The organism is Pseudomonas sp. AC016 (assembly GCF_979253365.1).
In genome coordinates this window covers 3,030,239-3,056,106 of the sequence record NZ_CEEDCC010000001.1, presented here as the reverse complement: position 1 = coordinate 3,056,106, position 25,868 = coordinate 3,030,239, and the positions used below count along the sequence as shown (strand labels likewise).

Annotated in this window: 29 protein-coding genes; 17 read left to right on the top strand and 12 right to left on the bottom strand. The window is 60.5% G+C overall.

Features of this window, described 5'->3' with window-relative positions:
* The first annotated feature begins 217 nt into the window (after positions 1–217).
* From glnK to sutA, 4 genes are all read left to right on the top strand, one after another.
* Positions 218–556, top strand: a complete 339-nt coding sequence (glnK, locus tag AC0IXS_RS13860) for a P-II family nitrogen regulator (protein WP_002555808.1) — start codon at positions 218–220, stop codon at positions 554–556.
* A 34-nt stretch (positions 557–590) separates the two neighbouring features.
* Entirely contained in the window at positions 591–1,928 is a 1,338-nt protein-coding gene (locus AC0IXS_RS13855) for an ammonium transporter (protein WP_025993254.1), read from the top strand.
* 242 nt (positions 1,929–2,170) lie between these two features.
* Positions 2,171–2,596 carry a secondary thiamine-phosphate synthase enzyme YjbQ gene (locus AC0IXS_RS13850; protein ID WP_025993253.1) on the top strand — a complete coding sequence of 142 codons (426 nt, stop codon included), beginning with the start codon at positions 2,171–2,173 and terminating at the stop codon, positions 2,594–2,596.
* Between the two features lie 99 nt (positions 2,597–2,695).
* The gene (sutA, locus tag AC0IXS_RS13845) at positions 2,696–3,025 is read left to right on the top strand and encodes a transcriptional regulator SutA (protein ID WP_004887402.1); all 330 of its coding nucleotides are present in this window, start codon (positions 2,696–2,698) and stop codon (positions 3,023–3,025) included.
* 78 nt (positions 3,026–3,103) lie between these two features.
* Here the strand turns inward: sutA and AC0IXS_RS13840 are convergent, their stop codons facing one another.
* Genes AC0IXS_RS13840 through lptM form a run of 6 tightly spaced genes read right to left on the bottom strand, consistent with a single transcriptional unit; the run spans position 3,104 to position 7,680 of the window.
* Positions 3,104–3,796, bottom strand: coding sequence for an HAD family hydrolase (locus AC0IXS_RS13840; protein WP_057409174.1), 693 nt, complete (start codon positions 3,794–3,796; stop codon positions 3,104–3,106).
* Positions 3,789–4,688 (bottom strand): tyrosine recombinase XerC, encoded by a 900-nt coding sequence (gene xerC, locus AC0IXS_RS13835; RefSeq protein WP_025993251.1) that lies wholly within the window; start codon positions 4,686–4,688, stop codon positions 3,789–3,791. The genes AC0IXS_RS13840 and xerC overlap by 8 nt, the downstream gene beginning before the upstream one ends.
* Before the next feature lie 2 nt (positions 4,689–4,690).
* Complete coding sequence (locus tag AC0IXS_RS13830; RefSeq protein ID WP_025993250.1) at positions 4,691–5,425, bottom strand: DUF484 family protein; 735 nt, start codon at positions 5,423–5,425, stop codon at positions 4,691–4,693.
* A 13-nt stretch (positions 5,426–5,438) separates the two neighbouring features.
* Complete coding sequence (gene dapF, locus AC0IXS_RS13825; RefSeq protein WP_057409175.1) at positions 5,439–6,269, bottom strand: diaminopimelate epimerase; 831 nt, start codon at positions 6,267–6,269, stop codon at positions 5,439–5,441.
* A 4-nt stretch (positions 6,270–6,273) separates the two neighbouring features.
* A complete protein-coding gene (gene lysA / locus AC0IXS_RS13820) occupies positions 6,274–7,521 on the bottom strand; it encodes a diaminopimelate decarboxylase (RefSeq protein ID WP_057409176.1) in 1,248 nt (415 codons plus the stop codon).
* Positions 7,522–7,530: 9 nt separating this feature from the next.
* Positions 7,531–7,680 carry an LPS translocon maturation chaperone LptM gene (gene lptM, locus AC0IXS_RS13815; protein WP_004887391.1) on the bottom strand — a complete coding sequence of 50 codons (150 nt, stop codon included), beginning with the start codon at positions 7,678–7,680 and terminating at the stop codon, positions 7,531–7,533.
* A gap of 236 nt (positions 7,681–7,916) precedes the next feature.
* Here lptM and cyaY point away from each other — a divergent pair, with 236 nt between their 5' ends.
* The 3 genes from cyaY (at position 7,917) to rnk (ending at position 9,046) form a co-directional block, all read left to right on the top strand.
* Complete coding sequence (gene cyaY / locus AC0IXS_RS13810; RefSeq protein ID WP_122435919.1) at positions 7,917–8,249, top strand: iron donor protein CyaY; 333 nt, start codon at positions 7,917–7,919, stop codon at positions 8,247–8,249.
* Complete coding sequence (locus AC0IXS_RS13805; RefSeq protein ID WP_025993246.1) at positions 8,249–8,500, top strand: DUF1289 domain-containing protein; 252 nt, start codon at positions 8,249–8,251, stop codon at positions 8,498–8,500. Before cyaY ends, AC0IXS_RS13805 begins: the two co-directional genes overlap by 1 nt.
* A gap of 138 nt (positions 8,501–8,638) precedes the next feature.
* A complete protein-coding gene (gene rnk / locus AC0IXS_RS13800; RefSeq protein ID WP_057409177.1) occupies positions 8,639–9,046 on the top strand; it encodes a nucleoside diphosphate kinase regulator in 408 nt (135 codons plus the stop codon).
* Positions 9,047–9,175: 129 nt separating this feature from the next.
* On the opposite strand, the gene AC0IXS_RS13795 is transcribed toward rnk, so the two are convergent.
* The 3 genes from AC0IXS_RS13795 to AC0IXS_RS13785 form a co-directional block, all read right to left on the bottom strand.
* Positions 9,176–12,022, bottom strand: a complete 2,847-nt coding sequence (locus AC0IXS_RS13795) for a class I adenylate cyclase (RefSeq protein WP_122690898.1) — start codon at positions 12,020–12,022, stop codon at positions 9,176–9,178.
* Between the two features lie 186 nt (positions 12,023–12,208).
* Positions 12,209–12,457 (bottom strand): TIGR02647 family protein, encoded by a 249-nt coding sequence (locus AC0IXS_RS13790; protein ID WP_004887382.1) that lies wholly within the window; start codon positions 12,455–12,457, stop codon positions 12,209–12,211.
* 217 nt (positions 12,458–12,674) lie between these two features.
* The gene (locus tag AC0IXS_RS13785; protein ID WP_081021739.1) at positions 12,675–12,950 is read right to left on the bottom strand and encodes a hypothetical protein; all 276 of its coding nucleotides are present in this window, start codon (positions 12,948–12,950) and stop codon (positions 12,675–12,677) included.
* A 194-nt stretch (positions 12,951–13,144) separates the two neighbouring features.
* On the opposite strand from AC0IXS_RS13785, the gene AC0IXS_RS13780 reads away from it, so the two are divergent.
* On the top strand, positions 13,145–13,810 hold the full coding sequence (locus AC0IXS_RS13780; protein ID WP_057409180.1) for a glutathione S-transferase family protein: 666 nt from the start codon (positions 13,145–13,147) through the stop codon (positions 13,808–13,810).
* A 431-nt stretch (positions 13,811–14,241) separates the two neighbouring features.
* On the opposite strand, the gene argH is transcribed toward AC0IXS_RS13780, so the two are convergent.
* The gene (gene argH / locus AC0IXS_RS13775; protein WP_122667939.1) at positions 14,242–15,636 is read right to left on the bottom strand and encodes an argininosuccinate lyase; all 1,395 of its coding nucleotides are present in this window, start codon (positions 15,634–15,636) and stop codon (positions 14,242–14,244) included.
* Between the two features lie 134 nt (positions 15,637–15,770).
* Between argH and AC0IXS_RS13770 the strand changes: the two genes are divergently transcribed.
* The 8 genes from AC0IXS_RS13770 to AC0IXS_RS13735 all read left to right on the top strand — a co-directional run bounded on the left by AC0IXS_RS13770 (position 15,771) and on the right by AC0IXS_RS13735 (position 23,339).
* Positions 15,771–16,853: a sensor histidine kinase gene (locus AC0IXS_RS13770; RefSeq protein WP_057410072.1), complete on the top strand. Its 1,083-nt coding sequence runs from the start codon at positions 15,771–15,773 to the stop codon at positions 16,851–16,853.
* Entirely contained in the window at positions 16,850–17,596 is a 747-nt protein-coding gene (locus tag AC0IXS_RS13765) for a LytR/AlgR family response regulator transcription factor (protein ID WP_004886893.1), read from the top strand. Before AC0IXS_RS13770 ends, AC0IXS_RS13765 begins: the two co-directional genes overlap by 4 nt.
* A 226-nt stretch (positions 17,597–17,822) precedes the next feature.
* Positions 17,823–18,764 carry a hydroxymethylbilane synthase gene (gene hemC / locus AC0IXS_RS13760; RefSeq protein ID WP_029242898.1) on the top strand — a complete coding sequence of 314 codons (942 nt, stop codon included), beginning with the start codon at positions 17,823–17,825 and terminating at the stop codon, positions 18,762–18,764.
* A complete protein-coding gene (locus AC0IXS_RS13755) occupies positions 18,761–19,537 on the top strand; it encodes a uroporphyrinogen-III synthase (RefSeq protein WP_057410071.1) in 777 nt (258 codons plus the stop codon). The genes hemC and AC0IXS_RS13755 overlap by 4 nt, the downstream gene beginning before the upstream one ends.
* Before the next feature lie 51 nt (positions 19,538–19,588).
* Positions 19,589–20,710, top strand: coding sequence for a uroporphyrinogen-III C-methyltransferase (locus tag AC0IXS_RS13750; RefSeq protein WP_025996735.1), 1,122 nt, complete (start codon positions 19,589–19,591; stop codon positions 20,708–20,710).
* A complete protein-coding gene (locus AC0IXS_RS13745; protein WP_471824891.1) occupies positions 20,707–21,951 on the top strand; it encodes a heme biosynthesis HemY N-terminal domain-containing protein in 1,245 nt (414 codons plus the stop codon). Before AC0IXS_RS13750 ends, AC0IXS_RS13745 begins: the two co-directional genes overlap by 4 nt.
* A gap of 226 nt (positions 21,952–22,177) precedes the next feature.
* Positions 22,178–22,693: a disulfide bond formation protein B gene (locus tag AC0IXS_RS13740; protein WP_471824889.1), complete on the top strand. Its 516-nt coding sequence runs from the start codon at positions 22,178–22,180 to the stop codon at positions 22,691–22,693.
* Between the two features lie 172 nt (positions 22,694–22,865).
* On the top strand, positions 22,866–23,339 hold the full coding sequence (locus AC0IXS_RS13735) for an Rsd/AlgQ family anti-sigma factor (protein ID WP_029242902.1): 474 nt from the start codon (positions 22,866–22,868) through the stop codon (positions 23,337–23,339).
* Between the two features lie 249 nt (positions 23,340–23,588).
* Here AC0IXS_RS13735 and AC0IXS_RS13730 read toward each other — a convergent pair whose 3' ends face one another.
* Entirely contained in the window at positions 23,589–24,263 is a 675-nt protein-coding gene (locus tag AC0IXS_RS13730) for an FKBP-type peptidyl-prolyl cis-trans isomerase (RefSeq protein WP_004886880.1), read from the bottom strand.
* A 216-nt stretch (positions 24,264–24,479) separates the two neighbouring features.
* Here AC0IXS_RS13730 and AC0IXS_RS13725 point away from each other — a divergent pair, with 216 nt between their 5' ends.
* Positions 24,480–25,397: an AlgP family protein gene (locus AC0IXS_RS13725; RefSeq protein WP_122667937.1), complete on the top strand. Its 918-nt coding sequence runs from the start codon at positions 24,480–24,482 to the stop codon at positions 25,395–25,397.
* Here the strand turns inward: AC0IXS_RS13725 and AC0IXS_RS13720 are convergent.
* Positions 25,394–25,864, bottom strand: coding sequence for a TIGR02444 family protein (locus AC0IXS_RS13720; RefSeq protein ID WP_057410066.1), 471 nt, complete (start codon positions 25,862–25,864; stop codon positions 25,394–25,396). The two genes, AC0IXS_RS13725 and AC0IXS_RS13720, sit on opposite strands and share 4 nt — an antisense overlap.
* Between the last annotated feature and the right edge of the window lie 4 nt (positions 25,865–25,868).

Genomic DNA, 25,868 nt, shown 5'->3' with positions numbered 1-25,868 from the left:
CTTTCTGCTTAGTGGCTTGTGACCCATGCACTGATGCAGTCGCTGTGACGAATGCAGTGCGGCAGGCGGAGCGGGGAAGTGTTTCGTCAGAAGCGGTTTTCTGGCGTTGGTCTGGCCCGATCAGGCGACCGACGCGTTACAAAGCCAGACACTGCGCTTAGACTTGAGTCGGGTTTGTTTTCCTGGGGCAAGTCCACCAATTCGGGAGAAAGTTTTCATGAAGCTAGTCACTGCCATCATCAAGCCGTTCAAACTGGATGACGTCCGCGAGTCGTTGTCGGAAATCGGCGTGCAGGGCATCACCGTCACTGAAGTCAAAGGCTTCGGGCGTCAGAAGGGTCACACTGAGCTGTACCGCGGTGCTGAATACGTTGTCGACTTCCTTCCAAAAGTGAAGATCGATGTTGCCATCGATGACAAGGATCTGGATCGCGTCATCGAGGCCATAACCAAGGCCGCCAACACCGGCAAGATCGGTGACGGCAAGATTTTCGTGGTCAATCTGGAACAGGCCATCCGCATCCGTACCGGCGAAACCGATACCGACGCAATTTAAGCCGCCAAACCCCAACGCCCCAGGAGAAAACAATATGACTCTGCGTCAATTCGCAGGGCTAGGAGCCCTGTTGTCCCTTGCAGTACCTGGCCTGGCCCTGGCGGCTGATCCAGTGGCCGAGCCCGTGCTCAATTCCGGCGACACAGCCTGGATGTTGACGGCCACCGCTCTGGTCCTGTTCATGACCATTCCCGGCCTCGCCCTGTTCTACGGCGGCATGGTTCGCTCGAAAAACATCCTGTCCGTGATGATGCAGTGTTTTGCCATCACCGGCCTGATCAGCATCCTGTGGGTCGTTTACGGCTACAGCATCGCGTTTGACACCACCGGTATGGAAGCTGGCGTCGTCAACTTCAACTCCTTCTTCGGCGGCATGGGTAAAGCGTTCCTGGCGGGCATCACGCCATCGAGCATCACCGGCGCTGCGGCATTGTTCCCTGAGGCGGTGTTCGTCACCTTCCAGATGACCTTTGCAATCATCACGCCTGCCCTGATCGTCGGCGCCTTCGCAGAACGCATGAAGTTCTCCGCGATGCTGATCTTCATGGGTATCTGGTTCACTCTGGTCTACGCGCCAATCGCCCACATGGTCTGGGGCGGCGTCGGTGGCCTGATGTGGGACTGGGGCGTTCTGGACTTCGCTGGCGGCACCGTTGTGCACATCAACGCCGGTGTAGCCGGTCTGGTCGCCTGTCTGGTACTGGGCAAGCGTAAAGGCTTCCCGACCACCCCGATGGCTCCGCACAATCTGGGTTACACCCTGATCGGCGCAGCGATGCTGTGGGTAGGCTGGTTCGGCTTCAACGCAGGTTCTGCTGCTGCCGCCAACGGCACCGCCGGTATGGCGATGCTGGTCACTCAGATCGCGACCGCCGCTGCTGCACTGGGCTGGATGTTCGCCGAGTGGCTGACCCACGGCAAACCAAGCGCTCTGGGCATCGCCTCGGGTGTGGTTGCAGGTCTGGTAGCGGTAACGCCAGCAGCCGGCACCGTCGGCCCGATGGGTGCACTGATCATCGGTCTGGCGGCAGGCGTGATCTGCTTCTTCTGCGCCACCAGCCTGAAACGCAAGCTGGGCTACGACGACTCCCTGGACGCATTCGGCGTGCACGGAATCGGCGGTATCGTCGGCGCGATTCTGACCGGCGTCTTCGCAGCGCCAGCGCTGGGCGGCTTCGGCACGGTGACCGACATTGGCGCTCAGGTCTGGATTCAGTTCAAAGGCGTCGCGTTCACGGTCGTGTACACGGCCATCGTGACCTTCATCATCCTCAAGGTGCTGGACGCGGTCATGGGCCTGCGTGTCACCGAAGAAGAGGAGTCTGTCGGTCTGGACCTTGCGCAACACAACGAGCGTGGCTACAACTTGTAAAAGCCGCTGCGCTGAAAAAAGAATGCCCGGTTTTGCCGGGCATTTTTTTGTCTGACGTTTGCGGATAAACCGCGGATTTCCGCTGTCACTGATGTGCCCGCGTCAATGATCTCGGCAACATGACGCAGCGCTGGTAACGTTGTCACGACAGTCTTCGTTAACTTGCAGGGAAGCCGGTTTATTGCGCGCTTTGCTTTTTTCTCAGGCGAGTTAGAATGCGCGCCGAAGGTGCGGAGAACGGTATGTGGCATCAATCCGGAATTACCTTGCGGGCCAGGCCTCGCGGGTTCCATCTGGTCACTGACGAGATACTGGCAGGCTTGCCTCAGCTGCGGGATTGTCGAGTCGGTCTGCTGCACTTGTGGCTGCAACATACCTCGGCCTCGTTGACCGTCAACGAGAATGCCGATCCGGCAGTACGTCGTGACTTCGAACGTTTTTTCAACCGGCTGGTGCCCCAGGGCGTGGCCGGACATGAACATAACGATGAAGGGCCTGATGACTTGCCCGCGCACTTCAAGTCCAGTCTGCTGGGCTGCCAGTTGCTGTTGCCGGTTACGGCGGGGCGACTGGCGCTGGGCACCTGGCAAGGCGTTTACCTGGGCGAACATCGAGATGCTGGTGGTTCTCGTAACGTCCTGGCCACTCTTCAGGGTGAATGGATATAACCGCTGGGGTCAGTGGTTATTGAATTTTTTCCGACAGCCTTAGACTCTTGGGGCTGCTGGGCTATAACTAATCTGCTTTCGCAAGTCATGAGGTACAACATGAGCGACGACGACAACGACAACGACGATCTGGTAGACGACCTGGAAGGCGAGGACGACGGCGAGGAGCTTGCCGCTGCTCCCGAAGACGACGTTGCCGAGGTGGATGATGCCGAGCCTTCGGCACCGGCTGCCAAAGGCAAGGCCAAGGCTGCAGTTTCGGTCGACGAGCTGCCCAGCGTAGAAGCCAAGAACAAGGAGCGTGATGCTCTTGCCCGTGCCATGGAAGAATTCCTGGCGCGTGGTGGCAAGGTGCAGGAAGTGGAGGCCAACGTGGTCGCCGATCCGCCCAAGAAGCCTGACAACAAATACGGCAGCCGCCCTATCTAAGGCAGCAGATGTCGTATGAGAACAAGCCCGCCGTCGCTGCGGGCTTTTTCTTGGCTGCGTTTTGAGAGGCGCCTGACTTCAGGCCCAGCGGGCCAGCACTTCGGGTAATTGCGACAGGTTGTGAATTTCCGCGTCCGGCAGCCGGTCGGCATCCCAGACCTTGCCTTGCGGGTTGTACCAGATCGCCCGCATGCCTGCGCGCTGAGCGCCGGCGATGTCGTCACTCGGATGATCGCCGACATGCACGGCGGCACTGGCGTCCACGTTGCCGCGTCTCAGAGCCTCCAGGAATGGCGCCGGATCCGGTTTGCCGATGCCCAGGTCTTCTGCGCACAGCGCAAAGGAAAAGTAATCGGCCAGGCCCAGTCGGCGCACATCGGCATTGCCGTTGGTGATCACGCCGAGCGTGAAGGTTTTGGCGAGAATTTCCAGGGTCGGCTGCACGTCCGGGAATATCTGTACCTGATGACGCCCTTTCAGGAAAACCTCGAAGCTCTGGTCGGCCAGATCCTGTGCCTCGTCCTCTTCATAACCGGCGTCTTCCAGTGCATGGAAAAGCACCCGGCGACGCAGGGCGCTGATCCTGTGTCTGAACGACGGATCGGCCTCAACGAGTCGCGAGCGGATTTCCCACAGATGCTCCACCGGCACAGAGCCAAGCCTGGGTGCGTGTTCGGCCAGCCAGTCGCGCAATAACACTTCGGCGCCAGCAATGGCAGGCGCGCAGTCCCAAAGTGTGTCGTCGAGGTCGAACGTCACCAGCTTAATCATCTACAGATCCTTTGCGTTTGGCGCGAGGGTGAGCGCTGTCATAAACAGTAGCCAAATGCTGGAAGTCCAGGTGGGTATATATCTGCGTGGTCTTGATGTCGGCATGGCCCAGCAGCTCCTGCACGGCACGCAGGTCCTGTGAGGATTCAAGCAGATGGCTGGCGAAAGAGTGGCGCAGCATGTGCGGATGCAGGTTCTGCCCCAGCTCACGCTCGCCGAAGGCCTTGACCCGGCTTTGCACGGCACGAGGCCCCAGACGTGTGCCCCTATGGCTGATGAACACGGCGTCGTCCTGCGGATTGGCCAGCGCCCGCAGCGGCAGCCAGGCTTCCAGCGCCTGACGGGCCTTGCTGCCAACAGGCAGTACGCGAGTCTTGCTGCCCTTGCCCAGTACCTGCACCAGACCGTCGCGAAGATCGAGCTGGTCCAGATTCAGTCCGGTCAGTTCGGACAGGCGCAGGCCCGAGGAATACAGCAGTTCCAGAATGGCCTGATCGCGACGGGCCATAAAGTCATCTTCGACCGCGCCGTCCAGCAGCTGCGAGGTTCGGTCGGTGTCCAGCGTCTTGGGCAGGCGGCGCTCGCCCTTGGGTGGCGACAGGCCGTTTGCCGGATCGTGCTGGCACACGCCTTCGCGGTTAAGGTACTTGTAGAAACCACGCACGGCCGAAAGCATGCGTGCGAGGCTGCGCGAGGACTGGCCCTGCTGATGCTGGCGGGCCGTGAAGCTGCGCAAGTGCTGAATGTCCAGCGCGGTCCAGCTGGGCAGCTGGTTTTTCTTGCAGAACGCCAGCACCTTGTCCAGATCGCGTCGGTAGGCTTCCAGCGTGTGGGGCGACACCTGCCGCTCACTGCGCAGGTGCATGCAGTAGGCGTCCAGATGCTGTTCCATGGCTAGCGGACCGAACGCAGCGAGTGGGCGAAGCGTGGCAGCAGGCGGCTCAGCACGTCGGCGATGTAGCTGAGGAACAGGGTGCCGACCGAGCTTTTGTAATGCTGCGGGTCGCGGCTGCCGATGGCCAGCACGCCATGCAGGCCGAGGTGATTCAGGCTGGCGATGGCGGTCGAACCGACTTCCTTGCCTTGCTCTGCACCGAACAGAAACGCCAGCTCATGCTCACGCAGAGCACCACACACGACCTTTTCGCCGATCAGCCCGCCGATGGTCTTCTGCGCTTCTGCGCTGCTGACCCAGCGCCCGACCTGCATGGGGGTGTCGCTGAACAGGATCAGGCTGACGTAGGGGACCTGAAAGTCCTGACGCAGGCTGTCTTCCACGGCGATGACGATCTCATCCAGGCTGGTGGCATCCATCAACGCCAGATTCAGGCGACGGGTTTTCTCGAATAGCCGGTCGTTGTCGCGCGCCACATCCATCAGTTGCGAAAGGCGATGGCGCATCTCGATGTTGCGCTCGCGCAGCAGCTTGAGTTGGCGCTCGACCAGCGAAACCGTGTCGCCACGCTGGTGCGGAATGCGCATCGACACCAACAGCTCGTCGTGCTCGGCGAAGAAGTCCGGATGCTGCAGCAGAAAGGCGATGACCGCCTCTGCTTCAAGATTTGGCGCTGCGCTATCGGCAGGCGATTCGCTGGGGGTGCCGGTTGAAGCCGGAGGCTGATCGGTCATCACATATGCTCACTCAAAGACGAACCTGGCCTTCGTAAACCCTGACGGCCGGGCCAGTCATCATCACAGGATGCCCCGGGCCTGCCCATTCAATGGACAGCCGCCCGCCGGGCAAGTCGATCAGCAATGGCGACATCATCCAGCCCTGGGTGATGGCGGCCACTGCCGCTGCGCAAGCGCCGGTACCGCACGCCTGTGTTTCCCCGGCACCGCGCTCCCAGACACGCAACTGCGCGCGCTGACGATCCACAATGTGCAGGAACCCGACATTGACCCGAGCCGGAAAGCGCGGGTGATGCTCGATCTTCGGGCCCAGTTCGTGAACCGGGGCGTTGTTGATGTCATCCACCCGCAGTACCGCATGCGGATTGCCCATCGAAACAGCGGCGAGCTCAACGCTCTGTCCGTCCACATCAATGGTGTAGCTGGCGGCCTGGGCGGGCGCCTGAAACGGAATTTCATCCGGGACCAGGCGTGGCGGACCCATGTTGACGCTGATCTGGCCGTCGCTGCGGATATCCAGTTCGATGATGCCGCTTTTCGTCTCGACGCGGATCTGCTTCTTGGCCGTCAGACGCTTGTCGAGCACGAAACGGGCGAAGCAGCGCGCACCGTTGCCGCACTGTTCGACTTCCGAACCATCGGAATTGAAAATGCGGTAGCGAAAGTCTACATCCGGGTTGTTCGGCGCTTCGACCAGCAGCAGCTGATCGAAACCGACACCGGTGTGCCTGTCGCCCCACTGTTTGGCGTGCTTGGGCAGAATATGCGCGTGCTGACTCACCAGGTCCAGGACCATGAAGTCGTTACCCAGCCCGTGCATTTTGGTAAAACGCAGCAGCATGGGGTTACTCCGGCAGCAGGCTTTCGCCAGCGAACAGCTCAGCCACGGTTTCGCGACGACGCACTTCAAAGACCTGCGTATCGTCCACCAGTACTTCGGCAGCACGACCGCGCGTGTTGTAGTTCGAACTCATGACGAAACCATACGCGCCTGCCGAATGTACGGCCAGCAGATCAGCTTCGGCCAGCGCCAGCTCGCGGCCCTTGGCCAGGAAGTCGCCGGTTTCGCAGATGGGTCCGACGATGTCATACGGGCGTGCGGCGCCGTCGCGCGGGCGCACAGCCGTGACGTCCATCCAGGCCTGATACAGCGCCGGGCGAATCAGGTCGTTCATGGCCGCATCGACGATGGCGAAGTCCTTGTGCTCGGTGTGCTTGAGGTATTCGACGCGGGTCAGCAGCACGCCTGCGTTGGCAACAATGAAGCGCCCCGGCTCGAACATCAGGCCCAGATCACGCCCGGCCAGACGTTCGCGCACGGTCTTGATGTAATCCGCCACCAGCGGTGGCTCTTCATCGCGATAGCGAACGCCCACGCCGCCACCCAGATCGATGTGGTGCAGGTGAATGCCGCAATCGCCCAGGCGATCGACCAGATCCAGCAGGCGATCCAGTGCGTCGATGAAAGGCTCGAGCGTGGTCAGCTGTGAGCCGATGTGGCAATCGACGCCGATCACTTCAAGGTTCGGCAACTGCGAGGCGCGCACGTAAACGTCTTCAGCGTCTGCAATGGCGATGCCGAACTTGTTTTCCTTGAGGCCGGTGGAAATGTACGGATGAGTGCCCGCATCGACATCCGGGTTCACGCGCAGGGAAATCGGCGCACGGACATTGAGCTCGGCCGCAACGCTCTGCAGACGCTCGAGCTCGTCGGTGGACTCGACGTTGAAACAGTGGACGCCGACTTCCAGCGCGCGACGCATATCTTCACGGGACTTGCCAACGCCGGAAAATACGATCTTCTCGGCCTTGCCGCCCGCCGCCAGAACACGCTCCAGTTCGCCACGCGAGACGATGTCGAAGCCTGCGCCGAGGCGGGCCAGAACATTGAGCACGCCCAGGTTGGAGTTGGCCTTGACCGCAAAGCAGACCAGATGCGGCATGCCGTCCAGAGCGTCGGTATAGGCGCGATACTGCGCTTCGATGTGAGCGCGGGAGTAGACATAGGTCGGCGTGCCGAAGCGTTCGGCAATGGCAGACAAAGCTACACCTTCCGCGAACAGCTCACCGTCGCGGTAGTTGAAGGCGTCCATGGGATTCCCTTAAAGATGCTTGTGCGACGAGTGCGATTTGGCTTGTTCATCGGGAGACTTGGTGTCATCCGGCAGGTACAACGGGCCTTTTTGACCGCAGGCCGTAACAAGACAAGCCACCGCGACGAGCGCAGCAAGCGAAGAGATCAGGCGCTTCATGGCGAAATCCTTTGTAAAAGCATTAATTGCGCCCGAGTATACCCACCACCCGGCGGCTTGCCTATGTGATGCTCCTCCCGTCCGGCGGGGTTTGGACGCGATTGTGCGGGCAATGGCCGGTTACGCCGGATTATTGCGTCAGGCTGCTGTCAATGACGGGTATGCTTTGCATTTGGCGGGTGGCGTCCGTATCTTGCCCCACTGCGCTTTCAGTAGACACTTTCGAGGTTCCCGCAATGAGTTTGACCGAAGCCCGCTTCCATGATCTGGTCGATGCCACCCAGCAAAATCTGGAAGATGTGTTCGATGAGAGTGGTCTGGACGTGGACCTTGAAAACTCGGCCGGTGTGTTGACCGTCAAGTTCGAAAACGGCTCCCAGCTGATCTTCAGTCGCCAGGAACCGCTGCGTCAGCTCTGGCTGGCAGCGCGCTCCGGCGGTTTCCACTTCGATTACGACGAAGTCGAAAGTCGCTGGGTCTGCGACACCAGCGATGAACTGCTGAGCGAGATGCTTGCGCGTATGACGCTTGATCAGGCCGGCATCGAGCTGGACTTCGACGAGATCTGATCGTGAGCCAGAATTCTCAGCCTGCCGCCGTCAGGCCGCCCAAGCCATTGTTCAGCAATGTCAGCCCGGCCGTGCCATCGCCCTGCATCAGCACCTGTCGGCTGGATGAGCAAAAGGTCTGTCTGGGATGCTTTCGCCATGTCGAGGACATCCGCGAATGGCGCTCGGCCGATGATGACCGCCGCCGCCAGATCCGTCACCAGGCCGATCAGCGCCGGGCGCACGCCGAGTCGGGCCAGGCTGCGGGCTGACGACTCGTCGGGTTGTGTATTTATTAGGCTGTGTTAGTGTCAGAACCTGCTTCTCTTGAAGAGAGGCCCACCAAAACCCCGCCCAGCCCGGCGGGGTTTTGCTTTTATAACGCGTGGAAAAAGGAGTCTGCCCAGATCATGAACACTGCCCCTTCACTCATCCTCACCCGGCTTGACGTACAGCGTCTTGAAAGCCTGATCGACAGTCAGGACGATTCCATGCCGGGTATTCAGGCGCTACAGGCCGAGCTGGACCGAGCCGAGCAGGTGGTCGGTCACGATGAAGTGCCGAAAGGCGTGGTGACCATGAATTCCCGCGTGCACTGCCGCGAAGAGAGCAGCGGCAAGGACTATCACCTCACGCTGGTCTATCCGAAGGATGCAGGCGTCGAAGGCACGGTTTCAGTGCTGGCCCCGATGGGTTCGGCGTTGCTCGGCCTGCAGGTCGGCCAGCACATCGACTGGCCCGCGCCGGGCGGCAAGACCCTGAAGCTCACCCTGCTCGCGGTCGAATACCAGCCGGAAGCAGCGGGCGAGTATCAGTAAGCCGCCTCCCACAGTCTGTTATCTGATCGTGCCAATGCTCCGCGTTGGCATGCAGCCCGGGACGCTCCGCGTCCCATTGGGTCGGCTTACGCAGAACGTGATGAGCGACCGGACTCAATAGCCTTTGCCTCATGCCTTATCCATCGCCTCGTTGAGCAGCTTTTCCAGTTCGGCCTTGTGGCGCAGGAACAGGATGCTCTGACCGTGCCCGTCATCGAGCAGGCCTGACAAGTCGAGGTCGGTGATGTAGCAGCGGTAGCGCTTGGGTTCCAGGCGCTTGCCCAGAATCTGCATGGCCACCGCCTCGTACAGCTGATCGCCATATTCCAGTTCGGAAAACTCGCGGTTGTCGCAGTACAGCGTGACGTTGATCTGCCCCGGCGAGGTTTCTTCAATGATCGCCTGCACGTCGTAAAACGGCTTGTCCGCCGCAGTGGGCGCCGGACGCGGTTCAATGCGGCGGGCACGGGAGTTGCCGGACGGCATGACCTGGTAATAGAGCGTTTCGAGCATGACCGGCTCGCTGGGATCGTCCAGTGGCAACGACGCCCCCCGGCGGTAAACCAGCGAGTGGAAGAAACGCTGCAGCGGCATCAGCAGGCTTTGTTCATCGTGATAAGGCAGGCGCTGGTGCCAGAGTGAATTGTGCTCGTCCAGCACATACAGGTCCGCTTCGGCCTCGTTGATCCGGTAAAACACCTGAATGCATTCCGGCTGCCCGAACGGCAGGATCAGCGCCAGGTCATGCTCGTCCAGCGCATGCGGGTCCAGATGCAGCGGGCTGTAACGCGGCAGTTCTTCGCCCAGGTACTTGAACAGCCCTGGCAGACTGTTGACCACCACATGACCAACCCGGCCCGGCACCATTTCCAGTACGTGATATTGCTGCTGCACCTGAATCAGGTAGCGGTGATTGAGCTGCCGGGCGAGCAGCAGGCGCGCAGTGCTGACCAGCTCTTCGACGCGCTGCGCAATGGCCGGGGCGCGGTTGTGGCAGAAGCAGCGCACATGAATCTTCGGCTGACTCGCGCCTTGCGGCAGGCTGCCCAGCAACTCGCTCAGACAGTCGAGCAACGCGTGAGGACCGTCGTAACGGCTGACCAGCGTTTCATTCCAGGTATTGAGCGTGATCTGATCCAGGGTCAGTACCAGGTTTTCGCGTACGCCCGCGTAACTGAGTGAGTCAGTACGCTCGGTGGTCATGAGAATGTTCAGGTCGCGGTGATGCCTGAGCGGATCGACACCAACATTGACCAGCAACAGTATTTCCCTGGGTTCGCTGGGCTGAAGCAGGGCTTCATCGCTGACGTCGGGCAGCGGCAGCTCGATGGTCTGCTGCAGGGCACCGAGCAGGTTGAACAGCTCGAATTCGCTCAGATCACTGGTGCCGGGGTGCAGCGCCAGGCGGGTGGAGGTGTCGATCACGTTGTTGCGGTGACACCACGCCAGCAGCTCAAGCAGTTCGCGGCTGCGCTTGATCGGCGAGAAGTTGGCCAGTTCGTGGATGCCGAGATTGCCGTTGTACAGCGCCCATTGATGTTTGCCGGGTTCGCGTTTGTCGGGCGAGTGCACCAGCGTCAGCGTGTCCTCGGCCAGGTCCGGCGCAATCCCCGGATTGATGAACTCAACCTTGCCGGCCTTGCGCTCGAAAGCGGCGTACAGGCGGCGGCCCAGAATCGTCAGGTCACGTGCATCGAGAGCTTCTGCGGTGCTTTGCAGCCGGGCGAACTGAGTCTGGAAGCGGTAGCTGTAATTCAGCTCGTTGACCAGCGCGCGCCGCTCATGCGCCACCTGACGCACCTTCCACTGGCTGCGGCTGTCGAGCAGCGCCAGTTGACGGTCATCCCAGCCCCATTCGCGGGTCAGGCGCTCCATCAACTGACGCTGCCAGCTGTTGCTGCGCTGGCGGGCGGGACCTGTGAGTTTCTTGTTGACCTTCAGGTACAGACTGCGCCGGACCAGCTCCAGGCGTTCGGTTTCCTTGCGGGCCAGCAGGTGCTCTTCGATGCGGCGATACACGACCATGTAAGGGTCGAGCTCGTCCAGGTCCAGCTGATTGGCAAACACCGCCTGCTTGAAGCGCAGGCTCAGGCACTGAACGGCAGGATGCTCGCTGGAGTACACCTCGATCAGCAGCAGCTTGAGCACTGACTTGTAGGGTGATTCGATGCCTTTGAACAACTGCCACAGGCCCGCACCGACGAACTCCGCAGGCGGGATCTGCGCCATCGGGCCAAGGTCGATGACCTCGTCTGCGCGGATGAAGCGTTTGGACAGCAGCGTGTGGGTGTAGTCCTCGTAACCCTGCTCTTCATAGACAGGCACCAGCCACCACATCGGTGTGCGCCCGGCGAGCCAGATGGCGGTGCGATAGAACTCGTCCAGCAACAGGTAGTGCTGGGTCGTGCCGCAATCGTCGGAGCTGAGTTGCGTGTCGCGATCGCCAACCTTGAAGCGCTGAGGGTCAATCAGAAAGAAGTGAGCTTCCGCGCCCATGGTCGCGGCCCAGGCTTCGAGTGCCTGACATTTCTTGCGCAGCTCGGCGATGGCTTCTTCTTCAAGCGCGCTGTCATGACAGACCCACACATCCATGTCGCTCTGTTCGGCCTGAGCCAGCGTGCCGAGACTGCCCATCAGAAACAGGCCATGAATGGGCTGCGGCGGATTGCCGTGACGGACCTTGTAGGAGAACGAACGTGTGAGCCGCTGCGCTTCTGCCAGCGCCAGTGCATCGGGCTCGTAATGAGACACGCCGGCGGGCGTGCTGCTGGAGACGTATCCCGGCAACAACGGATGGTTCACATGAAAGAACAGCGGCAACAGGGTCAGCACGGTCTGCTGGCGGGTCGACATTCCTTCCATGGCACGGGCATACCGCCCGTCATTGAGAGTCAGGAAGCGGTTACGCAACTGGCTGAGGACCTTGCGGTCGATCCCCTCATCCAGGTCGGGGCGAATTTCAAGATTACGCGTCATCGCAACTCAAGGCATCTGGCCTGTGGCAGGCGTGGATTTACTGAGCAAGATGGCGAAGAAGGTTTGCAGCCGAAAGAATGCAGGTTCGGTCGGGTTGTTATTCTGGCGCCAATTTTCTATATCGACCGTGACCGCAATAAATAAAGGGCTTGTCGCGCAGTTTTTGCGCGCAAGCCCTCAGGGCACTCAGGCCGCTTCTCGGGATACGTTCAGAATGGTCAGCAACGATTGGGCGTGCTCGGCAGCTTCAAGGCCCAGGCTCGTGAGATAGCCGCCATCGACCTGGGTCGTCAGTCCTTTTTCAAAGAGTCTTTTGGCAGCTGCAATGGCTGTCGGGGCCGCCACGTGGTGGACTTTGAGGCCTTCCTGGGTATTGCCCAGGTTGAACAGTGCAAGGATTTCCAGTTCGGCAACCAACTCAGGGGTATACGACATAGGTGCTCCAGACTTTTTGTAGTAGTACGACCTCGCAGGCTGCGGGTGTGCTCTGGAATCGACATGTCCGTGCTGCGCTGTCGGTTCTGGATGACCGCTAAAGCCGGCTTGGCGTGAGAGCCCCGGAGGATTTAGCGGCAGCGGGGCTTTTGCAGTGTAGTCCAGCGTCTGGAAACTTTGCAGCATATATCTGAAGGCTTTTTATCCGGTCGACCGGTTATTTTTCTGGTGGCAATTCCGGCAGTGCGCGCAGGGCGGCTTCGTACCATTCGGCATCGAACGGGCGGTCCTGCTCCAGCAATGCGTCGATCTCGATGGCCAGTACATGGGCCATCATTTCGAGAATGTCGTCGCGCTCATAACCCACCAGCGTCAGCTTGTTGAGCGTGGCTTTGGCCGCAGGCGGATTGTCGGCCTCGATCTGGTTTTCGATGGCTTCGATCAAGGTCGAAGCAGCGAATTCTTCTTCATCATTGTCGATGGCGTCGGTCATGGTCATTCCTCGGGTAAGGCGCGCAGTCTAACCGGATTCTTTCGAGGGGGCATTCGTAAGGCCAGGGGAAGATAGGCGTAGGAAGCGTCTTGTAACTATCCGTATTTGATATAAATCATTGATTCATAAAGATAAATCTATAGGGTTTCACGCATCTGCAATGGGCAGTCGACAGTCAGGTCAAGGAGACCAGCATGCTGAAACTATACGGATTTGCCTCAAGCAATTATTTCAATATGGTCAAGCTGGCGCTGCTGGAGAAGCAGCTGCCGTTTCAGGAAGTGCCGCTGTTTGGCTGCCAGAACCCCGAAGTGCTCGCCGTCAGTGCGCGCGGCAAGGTCCCGGTGCTGGGAACGCCGGATGGCTTCATCAGCGAGACGGACGTCATCCTGCGTTACATCGAAGAGACCTGTCCGGACCGGCCGTTACTGCCTGCCGACCCTTTCGCGCGGGCTCAGGTCTGGACCATCGCCAAGGAAATCGAACTCTACATCGAGTTGCCTGCGCGGGTCTGCTACGCCGAAGTGATATTCGGTGGCAGGCCCACACCGCCGGACCTGAAGGCCAAGGCGCGTCGCGACCTGATCAAGGGCATTGCCGCACTGGCCCAGCGTGCGAGCTTTGCGCCTTACGTAGCGGGCGAGCGATTCAGCGTGGCGGATGTGTATTTTCTGTACAGCATCGACCTGGCCCAGCAGGTGGGCGAGCGATTGTTCGATCTGGACTTTCTGGGCGACATGCCGAAAGCGCAAGCCTTGCTGGAGCGGCTGGCATTGAATCCGAATGTGCAGAGAGTGGCGGCAGACAAAGAAGCGGACTGGCCGACGTTCATGGCGCGGGTGAGGCCGGTGGGGCTGTAGGCAGGGTAAGAACCTTATCGTTCCCATGCTCCTGCGCTCAGCGTTATACATAAGTCCGCCTCAACACTGATCGTGCCCATCGCTCCGCGTGAGCATGCCTCCCGTGACGCTCCGCGTCACAAATGGCACAGATTGCGGACTCAGCGAGCCGAGCGCATGACGTGGGTAACGCTGGAACTTGGCCACGCATCTGCGCCACATTCAAGTGCGGACGCGGAGCGTCCTGAGCGGCATTCCCACGCGGAGCGTAGGAACGATCAGCGTGATCTCAAGCACGCCGATCATGCCCAGCTTGTGCCCCGGGTTATACCCGAGTCTTGCTGCGACCACGGGGTATGCATTCAGTCAGTCACTTTCGTTTAGGCCCCCGTTTTTCGCGTCTTTCGGACTTGTGTATAACGGTGAGCGCATAGCATGGCCTTGATCAGCGATCAACGACCCGCCAGCAGCTCCTGTCCGCGCACCACGGCAGCGCGGACCTGTCCGGGGGCAGTGCCGCCGATATGGTCGCGTGCATTCACCGAGCCTTCCAGGGTCAGTACGGCGAACACGTCCTGTTCGATCTGATCGCTGAACTGACGCAGTTCGTCCAGGCTCATCTCAGCCAGGTCCTTGCCGGTATCGACGCCATACTTCACGGCATGGCCAACGATCTCGTGGCAATCACGGAACGGCAGGCCACGGCGCACCAGGTAGTCGGCCAGGTCGGTTGCGGTCGAGAAGCCGCGCAGGGCCGCTTCGCGCATGATGGCGTGTTTCGGCTTGATCGCCGGGATCATGTCGGCAAATGCACGCAGCGAGTCGCGCAAGGTGTCGGCTGCGTCGAACAGCGGCTCCTTGTCTTCCTGATTGTCCTTGTTGTAAGCCAGAGGCTGGCCTTTCATCAGGGTCAGCAGGCCCATCAGGGCGCCAAATACGCGGCCGCTCTTGCCGCGTACCAGCTCTGGAACATCCGGATTCTTCTTCTGCGGCATGATCGAGCTGCCAGTGCAGAAACGATCCGGCAAGTCGATGAACTGGAACTGCGCGCTGGTCCACAGCACCAGCTCTTCGGAGAAACGCGACAAGTGCATCATCGCCACGGAGGCTGCAGCACAGAATTCGATGGCGAAATCGCGGTCCGACACGCCGTCCAGCGAGTTGCCGCCCACAGCATCGAAACCCAGCAGCTTGCAGGTCAGCTCACGGTCGATCGGGTAGGTGGTGCCTGCCAGCGCAGCGCTGCCCAGCGGCATGCGGTTCAGACGCTTGCGGCAGTCAACCAGACGTTCGTAGTCACGGCTGAGCATTTCGAACCAGGCCAGCATATGGTGACCGAACGTGACCGGCTGTGCGGTCTGCAAATGGGTGAAGCCCGGCATGATGGTGTCGGCTTCACGCTCGGCCTGACCCAGCAGGCCCTGCTGCAGGCGAGTGATCTCGCTCAGGATCAGGTCGATTTCGTCACGCAGCCACAGGCGAATGTCCGTGGCCACCTGATCGTTGCGGCTGCGACCGGTGTGCAGTTTCTTGCCGGTGATGCCGATGCGGTCGGTCAGGCGCGCTTCGATGTTCATGTGCACGTCTTCCAGATCGACGCGCCAGTCGAAAGTCCCTGCCTCGATCTCGGTCTGAATGGTCTTCAGGCCATCGATGATCGTGTCGCGCTCGGCGTCAGTCAGAACGCCTACCTTGGCCAGCATCGTGGCGTGGGCAATGGAGCCCATGATGTCGTGGCGATACAGGCGCTGGTCGAAGGTGACGGAGGCAGTGAAGCGCGCGACGAACGCGTCGACGGGTTCACTGAAGCGGCCGCCCCAGGACTGATTGGTCTTGTCGGTGCTCATGGATTCGCTCGTTGCTCTACGGAAAGTGGCGTGCCCGATACGTGGCACAAAGGCGGTTGCGATGATAACAGGGTTGACACTTTTTTATTTTCGGATGGCTTGCCGCTGGCCCTGCCAGAGCCGAGACTGAGCCGATGCGAGATCATCCTGTAAAGCGTGACACCGGGCGCGCGCCCGGCAAAGAATTCTTCCTGCCCGAATTGTGCCTGCCGCAGGCCCTGCTCGTGCTCGTGGTGCTGGCCGAGCTGTTGGTACTGGTTCTGGTGCTGGTCGAGCCGATGCGCACGGGGTTCGATTGGGTGCGACTGGCACTGATGTCGTTGTTCGTGCAATGGATCGTGCTGCTGTCCGCCGCGTTGCTGTGCGGCCTGCGGCCCTGGCTGGCACGTCTCTCGCCAGGACTTGCGGGTCTGCTCGGTTGTCTGCTGGTGGTCGGTCTGACGCTGCTGTGCACGGCGGTCACCGACGTGTGTCAGCTCACCGGCAGGATCACGGTGGGCGGGATGGTGGATCGGTACATTCGCTATTCGATGATTGCGCTGATCATGTCAGCCCTGATGTTGCGCTACTTTTATCTGCAGAGTCAGTGGCGCAAGCAGCAGCAGGGCGAGCTCCAGGCCAGGATCGAATCGTTGCAGGCGCGTATCCGGCCGCACTTTCTGTTCAATACGCTCAACAGCATCGCGAGTCTGGTGGCCAGCAATCCGGTCAAGGCCGAGCAGGCGGTACTGGATCTTTCCGACCTTTTTCGCGCCAGTCTGGCCAAGCCCGGCAGCCTTGTGACGTGGAGCGAGGAGCTGGCTTTGGCAAAACGATATTTATCGATTGAGCAATATCGTCTCGGCGAGCGTCTACAGTTGGACTGGAGGGTGAGCGCAATTCCTGATGACTTGCCGATTCCCCAGCTAACCTTGCAGCCATTACTTGAAAACGCTTTGATCTATGGCATTGCCCCGCGAGTCGAAGGGGGTGTAGTAACAGTCGAAGCAGACTATAGCGAGGGAGAGTTCATATTGCGTGTCAGCAATCCCTATGAAGAAGTTGCCACTCGGCAGACTTCCAACGGTACTCAACAGGCCCTGACGAATATCGGTGCGCGCATTACGGCACTTTTTGGCCCGTACGCCAGTCTGAGCGTGGAGCGCCGTGACGGTCGTCACTACACCTGTCTACGCTATCCTTGTGCGAGACTCACGCAGGAAGCCAGAGCTATATGAATGTCCTGATCGTTGATGACGAACCCCTGGCCCGCGAGCGACTGAGCCGATTGGTCGGCGAACTCGAGGGTTACCGGGTACTAGAACCCAGCGCCACAAATGGTGATGAAGCATTGGCGCTGATCGATAATCTCAAGCCGGATGTCGTGCTGCTGGACATCCGTATGCCAGGTATGGACGGCTTGCAGGTCGCTGCCAGACTGTGCGAGCGCGAAGCGCCTCCCGCCGTGGTTTTCTGCACCGCACACGACGAGTTCGCGCTGGATGCGTTCCAGGTCAGCGCTGTCGGTTACCTGGTAAAACCTGTGCGTCCCGAGCATCTTATCGAGGCGTTGAGAAAGGCCGAGCGGCCCAATCGCGTGCAACTGGCCGCCATGACCCGACCCGCAGCCGAAAGCGGAAACGGCCCGCGGACTCACATCAGTGCGCGTACTCGCAAAGGTATCGAACTGATTCCGTTGGATCAGGTGATCTATTTCATCGCTGACCACAAATACGTGACCCTGCGTCACGAAGGCGGCGAAGTGCTTCTGGATGAGCCACTCAAGGCGCTGGAAGACGAATTCGGTGATCGATTCGTGCGTATACATCGCAATGCACTGGTGGCGCGGGAGCGGATCGAACGCCTGCAACGCACGCCGTTGGGGCACTTTCAGTTGTTCCTGAGAGGGCTGGGTGGTGATGCCCTGATTGTCAGCCGTCGTCATGTGGCGGGTGTGCGCAAAATGATGCAAACGTTGTAGAAACTCCGTTGCACGGGTTTGCTCGCGAAAACCGAGCCATGGTCCTGGGCTACCTACCAGACCCTGGGTTTTCCGGTTCTCCGCGAACAATCCACCTTCCATCCTCATTGAGCCCAGTCTGTGGTTCTGATACCTGCAGGCGGGTCGGTGCCCGTTTTCGGTCAACGCTGAAGCTGTCCGGCTGAGCTGTTATTATCCGTCGCATTTACCCAGTACGGATCGTTCAATGTCTTCTCGCGAAATCCGCATCGCTACCCGCAAGAGCGCGTTGGCCCTCTGGCAGGCCGAATATGTCAAAGCACGTCTGGAGAAAGCCCATCCCGGCCTGATCGTGACGCTGGTGCCGATGGTCAGTCGTGGCGACAAGCTGCTGGACTCGCCGTTGTCGAAAATCGGTGGCAAGGGGCTGTTCGTCAAGGAGCTCGAAACAGCGCTTCTGGAAAATGAGGCGGACATCGCCGTGCACTCGATGAAAGACGTGCCGATGGACTTCCCGGACGGCCTCGGGCTGTTCTGCATCTGCGAGCGCGAAGACGCCCGCGATGCGTTCGTGTCCAACACCTTTGCCAGTCTGGAAGATCTGCCTGCCGGCAGCATCGTCGGGACGTCCAGCCTGCGTCGCCAGTCCCAGTTGCTGGCGCGTCGTCCCGACCTGACGATTCACTTCCTGCGCGGCAACGTCAATACGCGTCTGGCCAAGCTGGACTCGGGCGAATACGACGCGATCATTCTGGCCGCGGCCGGTCTGATCCGCCTTGGGTTCGAGGACCGCATCACCTCGGCGATCAGCGTTGAAGACAGTCTTCCTGCTGGCGGCCAGGGCGCGGTAGGCATCGAATGCCGCAGTGTCGATGCGCAGATTCATGCGCTGCTTGCGCCCTTGCATCACGAAGACACTGCCGTGCGTGTGATTGCCGAGCGCGCGCTGAACAAACACCTCAATGGCGGCTGCCAGGTGCCGATCGCCTGCTACGCCGTGCTTGAAGACGATCAGGTCTGGTTGCGTGGCATGGTCGGAGATCCTTCCGGCAGCCTGTTGCTGCGCGCAGAAGCGCGTGCCCCACAGACTGCGGCACAGGCGTTGGGTGTCGAGGTTGCCGAAGCGCTTCTGGCCCAGGGTGCGGCAAAAATCCTCAAGGCCGTCTACGGCGAGGCTGCAGACGAATGAGCAACTGGCGTCTGCTGCTGACCCGTCCTGCCGAGGAGTCGGCGGCGCTGGCCAGTACGTTGGCCGACGCCGGTATCTTCAGCAGCAGCCTGCCCCTGCTTGAAACCGAACCGCTGCCGCTGACGCCTGCCCAACACTCGATCATTTTCGAGCTGCTCAATTACTGCGCCGTCATTGTGGTCAGCAAGCCGGCTGCCCGTCTGGCCATCGAGCTGATCGACGAAGTCTGGCCCCAGCCGCCGATTCAGCCCTGGTTCAGTGTCGGCGCCGCGACCGGCCAGATATTGATCGACTATGGTCTGGATGTCAGTTGGCCCGAGCAGGGCGATGACAGCGAAGCCCTGCTGGATCTGCCGCGATTGCAGGCGGCGATTGCCGTTCCGGGCAGTCGTGTGCTGATCATGCGGGGTGACGAGGGACGCGAGCTGTTGGCCGAGCGTTTGCGCGAACAGGGTGTGACAGTCGATTACCTGCCGCTGTACCGTCGTTATCTGCCACAGTACCCTGCCTCGGCACTGCCGCAACGTGTCGAGTTGGAACGCTTGAACGGGCTGGTGGTCAGCAGTGGGCAGGGTTTTGAACATCTGCTCGCGCTGGCAGGTGAGCGCTGGCAGGATCTGGCACGTCTGCCGTTGTTTGTACCCAGTCCCCGAGTGGCCGAGATGGCTCGTGCTGCCGGGGCTCTGAATGTGATTGATTGCCATGGCGCGAGCGCCGGGGCACTGCTGGCAGCGTTGCGGGATCGACCTCAGCCTGCCGTCGAGGCGTATTGATCGACTCTTTGTCGTTTACGCTATTACGCCAACATGCAAAGGATGGGATACGTGAGCGAAACTGCCTTGCCTAAAGACGATGAATCGGTAGTCAAAACACCGGCCTCCACCCCTGAACCTGTGCGCCCCGAGCGCTCGGGCAATCGCAGCAGCGGCCTGGTGATCCTGGCCCTCTTGCTGGGAATCGCAGGCGTTGCCGTTGCAGGCTGGGGCGTTTGGCAACTGCGCATGTTGCAGGCCGGGCATCAGCAGCAGCGCGGCGAGGTTCAGGACATCGCCGAACAGACGCTGGCGCTGGCCCAGAGTGACCAGCAGCTGACAGCTCGTCTTGCGCAGTTTCCGCCGGCCGATCAGCTTGAAGACAGCCGCCGTCTGGTGGCGCAGCTGCAGGGCGACCAGCAGCGTCTGAGTCAGCGTCTGGAAACCGTCCTTGGCGCCAGCCGCAAGGACTGGCGTCTGGCCGAGGCCGAGCACTTGCTGCGTCTGGCCAGCCTGCGTCTTTCCGCTTTGCAGGACATCAACAGTGCCGAGGCCCTGGTGCAGGGTGCAGACGAAATCCTGCGCGAGCAGGACGATCCGGGCTCGTTTGCCGCACGCGAACAGCTCGCCAAAAGCCTGGGCGCCTTGCGCAGTATCGAGCAGCCGGACCGCACCGGACTGTTCCTGCAACTGGCTGCATTGCGCGATCAGGCGGTACAGCTCAACAAGCTGGCCCCCGAATATGAAGACAAGGGCGATACCCTGCCTGGCCTGACTGCCGATGCCAGTGAAGACAGCACATGGTCGCGCTGGTGGGAGCAGCTTTCCCATTACTTCCGTGTCGATTTCAACGCTGACAAGGACATCCGTCCGGTTCTGGCCGGACAGAGTCTGTCCCAGGTCCGTCTGGCCCTGAGTCTTGCGCTCGAGCAGGCGCAGTGGGCTGCGCTCAATGGCGAGCCTGAGGTGTATTCCCGTGCGCTGGCCGAGGCCAAGAGCGTGCTGCAGTCCAACTTCAATCAGGACGATCCGCAAGGCAAACTGCTGGGCGCGCGTCTTGATGCCGTCGCCGCGCAGCCTGTAGCTGTGAAGACGCCTGATCTGGCGCAGAGCCTGAGCGCCGTTCAGGCGTACCTCGAGCGTCGTCACGCGTCAGGCCAGCCTGCCGAGGCGATGCGAGGGACCAGCCCATGAAGCGATTCTATGTACTGCTGTTCATCGCCATCGCTGTTGCGGCGTTGATCGGTGTCGCCATCGCCGAGCATTCCGGATACGTCCTGATCGCGTATCAGAACTTCCGTTATGAATCGAGCCTGTGGGCAACGCTGGCGCTGCTGGTCGCCTTCCTGCTGGTGATCCTGCTCATCCGTCTGGTCATCAACCTGCTGACCACATCGGGCGGGCTGGTCAATCCTTGGTCGCGTCGCAATCGCCGCCGCCGTGTCCAGATCGCAATCGAGCAGGGCCAGATGGACCTTGCCGAGGGTCGCTGGTCCAGCGCGCAACGTCACTTGCATCGTGCTGCCGAGGCCGACGCTCATCCATTGCTGTACTACATCGGCGCTGCGCGAGCGGCCAACGAGCAGGGTCGTTACGAAGATTGTGACAGCCTGCTTGAGCGCGCACTGACTCGCCAGCCGCAGGCGGAACTGGCGATTGCCCTGAACCACGCGCAGTTGCAGCAGGATCGTGGCGACACCGATGGTGCATTGACCACGCTGCAGGCCATGCACGAGCGCCATCCGCATAACCCTCAGGTGTTGCGTCAGTTGCAACGGTTGTATCAGCAACGCGGTGACTGGTCGGCGTTGATTCGCCTGATGCCGGAGCTTCGCAAGGACAAGGTGTTGCCACCTCGTGAGCTCGCTGAACTGGAACGTCGTGCCTGGGGTGAAAACCTTACGCTGGCGGCCTACCGTGAAGAAGGCGAAGGCGCGTTGACCGGTCTGCCTTCGCTTGAGAAAGCCTGGCAAGGGCTGTCCTCTGCGCAGCGTCAGGAGCCGCAACTGATACTGGCGTATGCCGATCAGTTGCGTCGTCTCGGCGCCGAGGCGCAGGCTGAAGAAGTGCTGCGCTCTGCCCTCAAGCGCGACTACAGCAGCCATCTGGCCCGGTTGTACGGGCTGGTACGTGGCGGTGATCCGGCTAAGCAGCTGCAGACCGCAGAAGGCTGGCTCAAGCACCATCCGAGCGATCCGAGCCTGTTGCTGAGCCTGGGTCGTATCTGCCTGCAAAGCCGGCTCTGGGGCAAGGCTCGCGACTATCTGGAAAGCAGTCTGCGTCTGGACCGTAACCCGGAGACCTGCGCCGAGCTGGCGCGGTTGCTTGCTCAACTGGGTGAAACGGATCGCAGCAACCAGCTCTTTCAGGAAGGGCTGGGCCTGCTCGACGAGCGTCTTTTGACTCGTCCGTTGCCCGCACTGACTGGTGTGTGACGTTCTGCGTGCGTGGGCTCTGACGGCAGGGCTCATGCGCGCAACTGCCAGCGTTTAAAGCTCGTCTGGGCAAAGTACGAACCTTCCTACGCCAACTCGTCAAGAAGCCCTGTTGTCACGTGTGTTGTTTCCACATTTTGCAGCGACGTATCTGTACGACGTCGCCTTGAAAGCGCCGGGCCCTTTCCTCTACCGTTAACGCCTCGTCTTTTGTTACGGATTTGCCATGCACCTGGCTCGCACGCGTTCGTTGTTCTTTCTGGCATTTCTGACCTGTGCGCTGATCATTGCCGCTGTACTTTACCTGCAACACGTCGTCGGCCTTGAACCTTGCCTGCTCTGCCTCTCGCAACGGGCGGCGATGGTCAGTTGCGGTGTGCTGACGCTGGCGGCAGCCTGTCATTCACCCGGCGTGACCGGCTGGGACCGCTACTGCGTGGCGTTGCTGATGGTGGCACTGGTCGGTGCGGCCATGGCGGGTTTTCAGGTCTGGCTGCAAACGGCATCGGCAGATGAGCTGATACCGGTGTTCGCCGCGCTCGACAGCCTCTCTCCGGGCCGGTGGAGTGACAGCTTCCACGTCAATGCTGCGGTTTGCGCGCAAATCACCTGGTCGCTGTTCGGCCTGAGTCTTCCCGAATGGAGTCTGCTGGCATTTGTCGGTCTGGCGCTGCTGCCGTTGTACCCGCTTTTCAGCGAATTGAGCCTCTGGATATCAGCCGGAAGTCGGACCGACTATTAAACGCTTGTATGAACTTTATCTCCTGCGTACCTTGATGGCCTCGTCGAGCGGGCATAATCTGGGCCGCACGCGTCATTGGAAGTATGCTGTCCTGACGCTTTCATCAGGCCAGGCCCTTAAATGAATAAGGCCGGCACAGGACCGCATGCCCCTGAAGGGAAGAGAGAACATCATGCTGGAAAGTTGTCAGAATGCTCAGGAACGCTGGGGTGGTGTCAATCTGTTGATTGACCGCTGGTTGGAGTGCCGCCGTGAATTGATCAATGCCTACGATGCGTTGGGCGATACGCCTGAAGCGCTCGCAGCTGATCGCGCGGCATTGCAGAACTTTTGCGGAATTCTGGTCGACTACGTTTCGGCCGGTCATTTCGAGGTCTACGAACAGCTGGGCAATGAAGCCAAGGCATTCAATGACGAACGCGGGCTTGAGCTGGCGGATACCCTCTACCCACGTCTGAATGTCATTACCGAGCTGGCGCTGGCGTTCAATGACCGCTGTGACAAGGGTGACTGCTCGGACTGCTCGGTCGTGGCAAAAGAGTTCAACAAGCTGGGCGGTCTGCTGCATGAGCGCTTTGAGCTTGAAGACTGCCTGATCGAAGTGTTGCACAACTCCCACAAGGAAGAGGCCGCCGTTCAGGCCTGACCGTTTCCTGATGTCCATGGGGTTGCCAAGGGTGCTTTTGCACCCTTTCGCGTTTCTGTGGGAGGCCCCACCACGTCTTCGACGTAGCGCTGTCGCGCAGCAAACACAGACCGTAGGAGCGCGCTTGCCCGCGATGCAGTCGACGCGGTTTGTCAGGACCATCGCGTCGTCGTTCATCGCGGGCAAGCGCGCTCCTACAAAAAAGCAGTGTTTCTTCTGTGGGTGGCAGGTTGTTTTGATAAGAGCGGATTACTGTGAAACGGCGATCAGCTCGATCTCGAACACCAGTGGCGTGAACGGGTCGATCAGGTCGCCTGCGCCCTCTGCGCCGTACGCCTGATCCGATGGAATCACCAGCCGCCATTTCGCCCCGGTCGGCATGCCTTGCAGTGCGCTGGTCCAGCCGCTGATTACACTGTCGAGCCTGAACCACTGCGGCTGTGTACTTTGATCGAAGATCGTGCCGTCCGGCAGGCGACCCACATAGCGCACTTCCACCCTGCCATTCACGTCCGGCTTCGGCCCGGTGCCCGGCGTGAGTTCCGTCATCAGGATACCGTCAGCCAGCACCTTGACGCCCGGCTTGGCCTTCTCGCTTTCCATGAAGCGCTTTTCTGCACCCAGCGCGGCTTCGGTCGGCGCGTCTGTTCCCGTGGTCTCGGCCTGGGCCATGGCCGCATCGTGCTCACGCAGAATCTGGTCGATACGCTCCTGCTTGAGTGCCAGAGGCTTGCCCTGATAGGCCTGCTTCAAGCCATCGACCAGCGCTTTCAGATCAAGGTCCGGGACCTCCTGATGCAAGCGTTCACCCAGGCTTGCGCCCAGGCTGTAGGCAAGGTCGTGAGAATCTGTGGTCGGAGGGGTTTCAGTGGCCTGAGCCAGCGGTAGCAAGAGAAACAACGACGTTAACAGGTAGCGCGACATGGATGCTCTCCGGCCTGGGAAGTCAGCGATTATGCCAGTGCAAGCGCCTGTGGTGACGTGTCTTGCAAGGTGAATTTCGCAAAGACCTGGAAACAGGCCCGACAATCATTTTTTTCACCATGCAACAGGGCGCCGTTCATGGTGTCAAGATGCCCTAGCGGCGGTGCGAGCAGAAGTCTAGTATGAGCCGCAATTTCGTCAGCCAGGAGGTAAGTCATGTCGGCCAAAAAGAAGCCAGTAAATACTCCGTTGCATTTGCTCCAACAACTATCGGGCAGCTTGCTCGAGCATCTGGAAGACGCCTGCTCACAAGCTTTGGCTGATGCCGAGAAACTGCTCGCCAAGCTCGAAAAACAACGTGGCAAAGCGCAGGAAAAACTGCACAAGTCGCGCACCAAGTTGCAGGATGCCGCCACGGTCGGTAAGGCCAAGGCGCAGACCAAGGCCAAGAGCGCCGTTTCTGAACTGGAAGAATTGCTGGATGCACTCAAGGACCGTCAGACTGAAACCCGTACCTACATTCTGCACCTCAAGCGTGATGCTCAGGAAAGCCTGAAGCTTGCCCAAGGCATTGGTCGCGTCAAGGAAGCCGTCGGCAAGATCCTCACCACCCGCGAAGCCAAGCCTGCTGCACCGGCCAAAGCGGCGGCTGCCAAGCCTGCCGTCAAGACCGTTGCCAAGGCACCGGTAGCCAAAGCGCCTGCCAAAGCTGCTGCCAGGCCTGCGGCCAAAACCGCCGCCAAGCCCGTCGCTGCCAAAGCGCCGGTCAAGGCTGCCGCGAAGCCTGCTGCGAAACCCGCCGCTGCCGCCAAGCCGGTTGCTGCAAAAACAGCAGCGGCCAAACCGGCTCCTGCGAAAGCAGCGGCCAAACCCGCTGCCGCCAAGGCACCGGCCAAGCCTGCAACTGCGAAGCCTGCCGCTGCCAAACCAGCCGCCGTCAAGGCGCCGGCAAAAGCACCTGCCAAGGCTCCGGTGAAAGCCGCTGCCAAGCCTGCTGCAAAACCAGCAGCCACCAAGCCTGCGGCGTCCACCACGCCTGCGGTCAAGCCGGCAGCAGCGCCAGCTTCTGCCGCTCCAGCCGCCGCGCCTGCTCCGTCAGCGGCCAATGGCGCAACGCCTACCAGCGCTTCCTAAGCGTCGGTGACGTCAGCCGCGATGCGCAGCACTTGCAGCGCATCGCGGCTTTTTTGTGCCGGGCTTTCGACAATGCCCGCAAGCCACCCGGCGACTTCCGTTTTGTTCGCATCTGGCCAGTCACGGCTCAATGCCTCAAGTCGGGTGAGCAGCGTGTGTTCGGCCTCCAGTTCCAATGCCTTGACCCTGTTTCGCAATTCGCTCAGAACGGCGTCATCCTGCGCTGCCGCCCGCCACTGGGTGCGTATTTCGCGCAGCGGCCGCACGACGTCATCGTGCCATGGCGTCGCCAACTGTCCGATTTCGGACAATCGTTGCGCGTTGCATTCGACTCCGCGCAACCCCAGCCACACGCTGCATAACACCGCGCATACGTTGGCCCCGCTGGTTTGCAGTGTCAGACAGGCCTGTTCCACACCCGGTCGAGCGTAAAAATCCAGGGTGAAACTCCAGAGGTCTGTAGGCATAGTG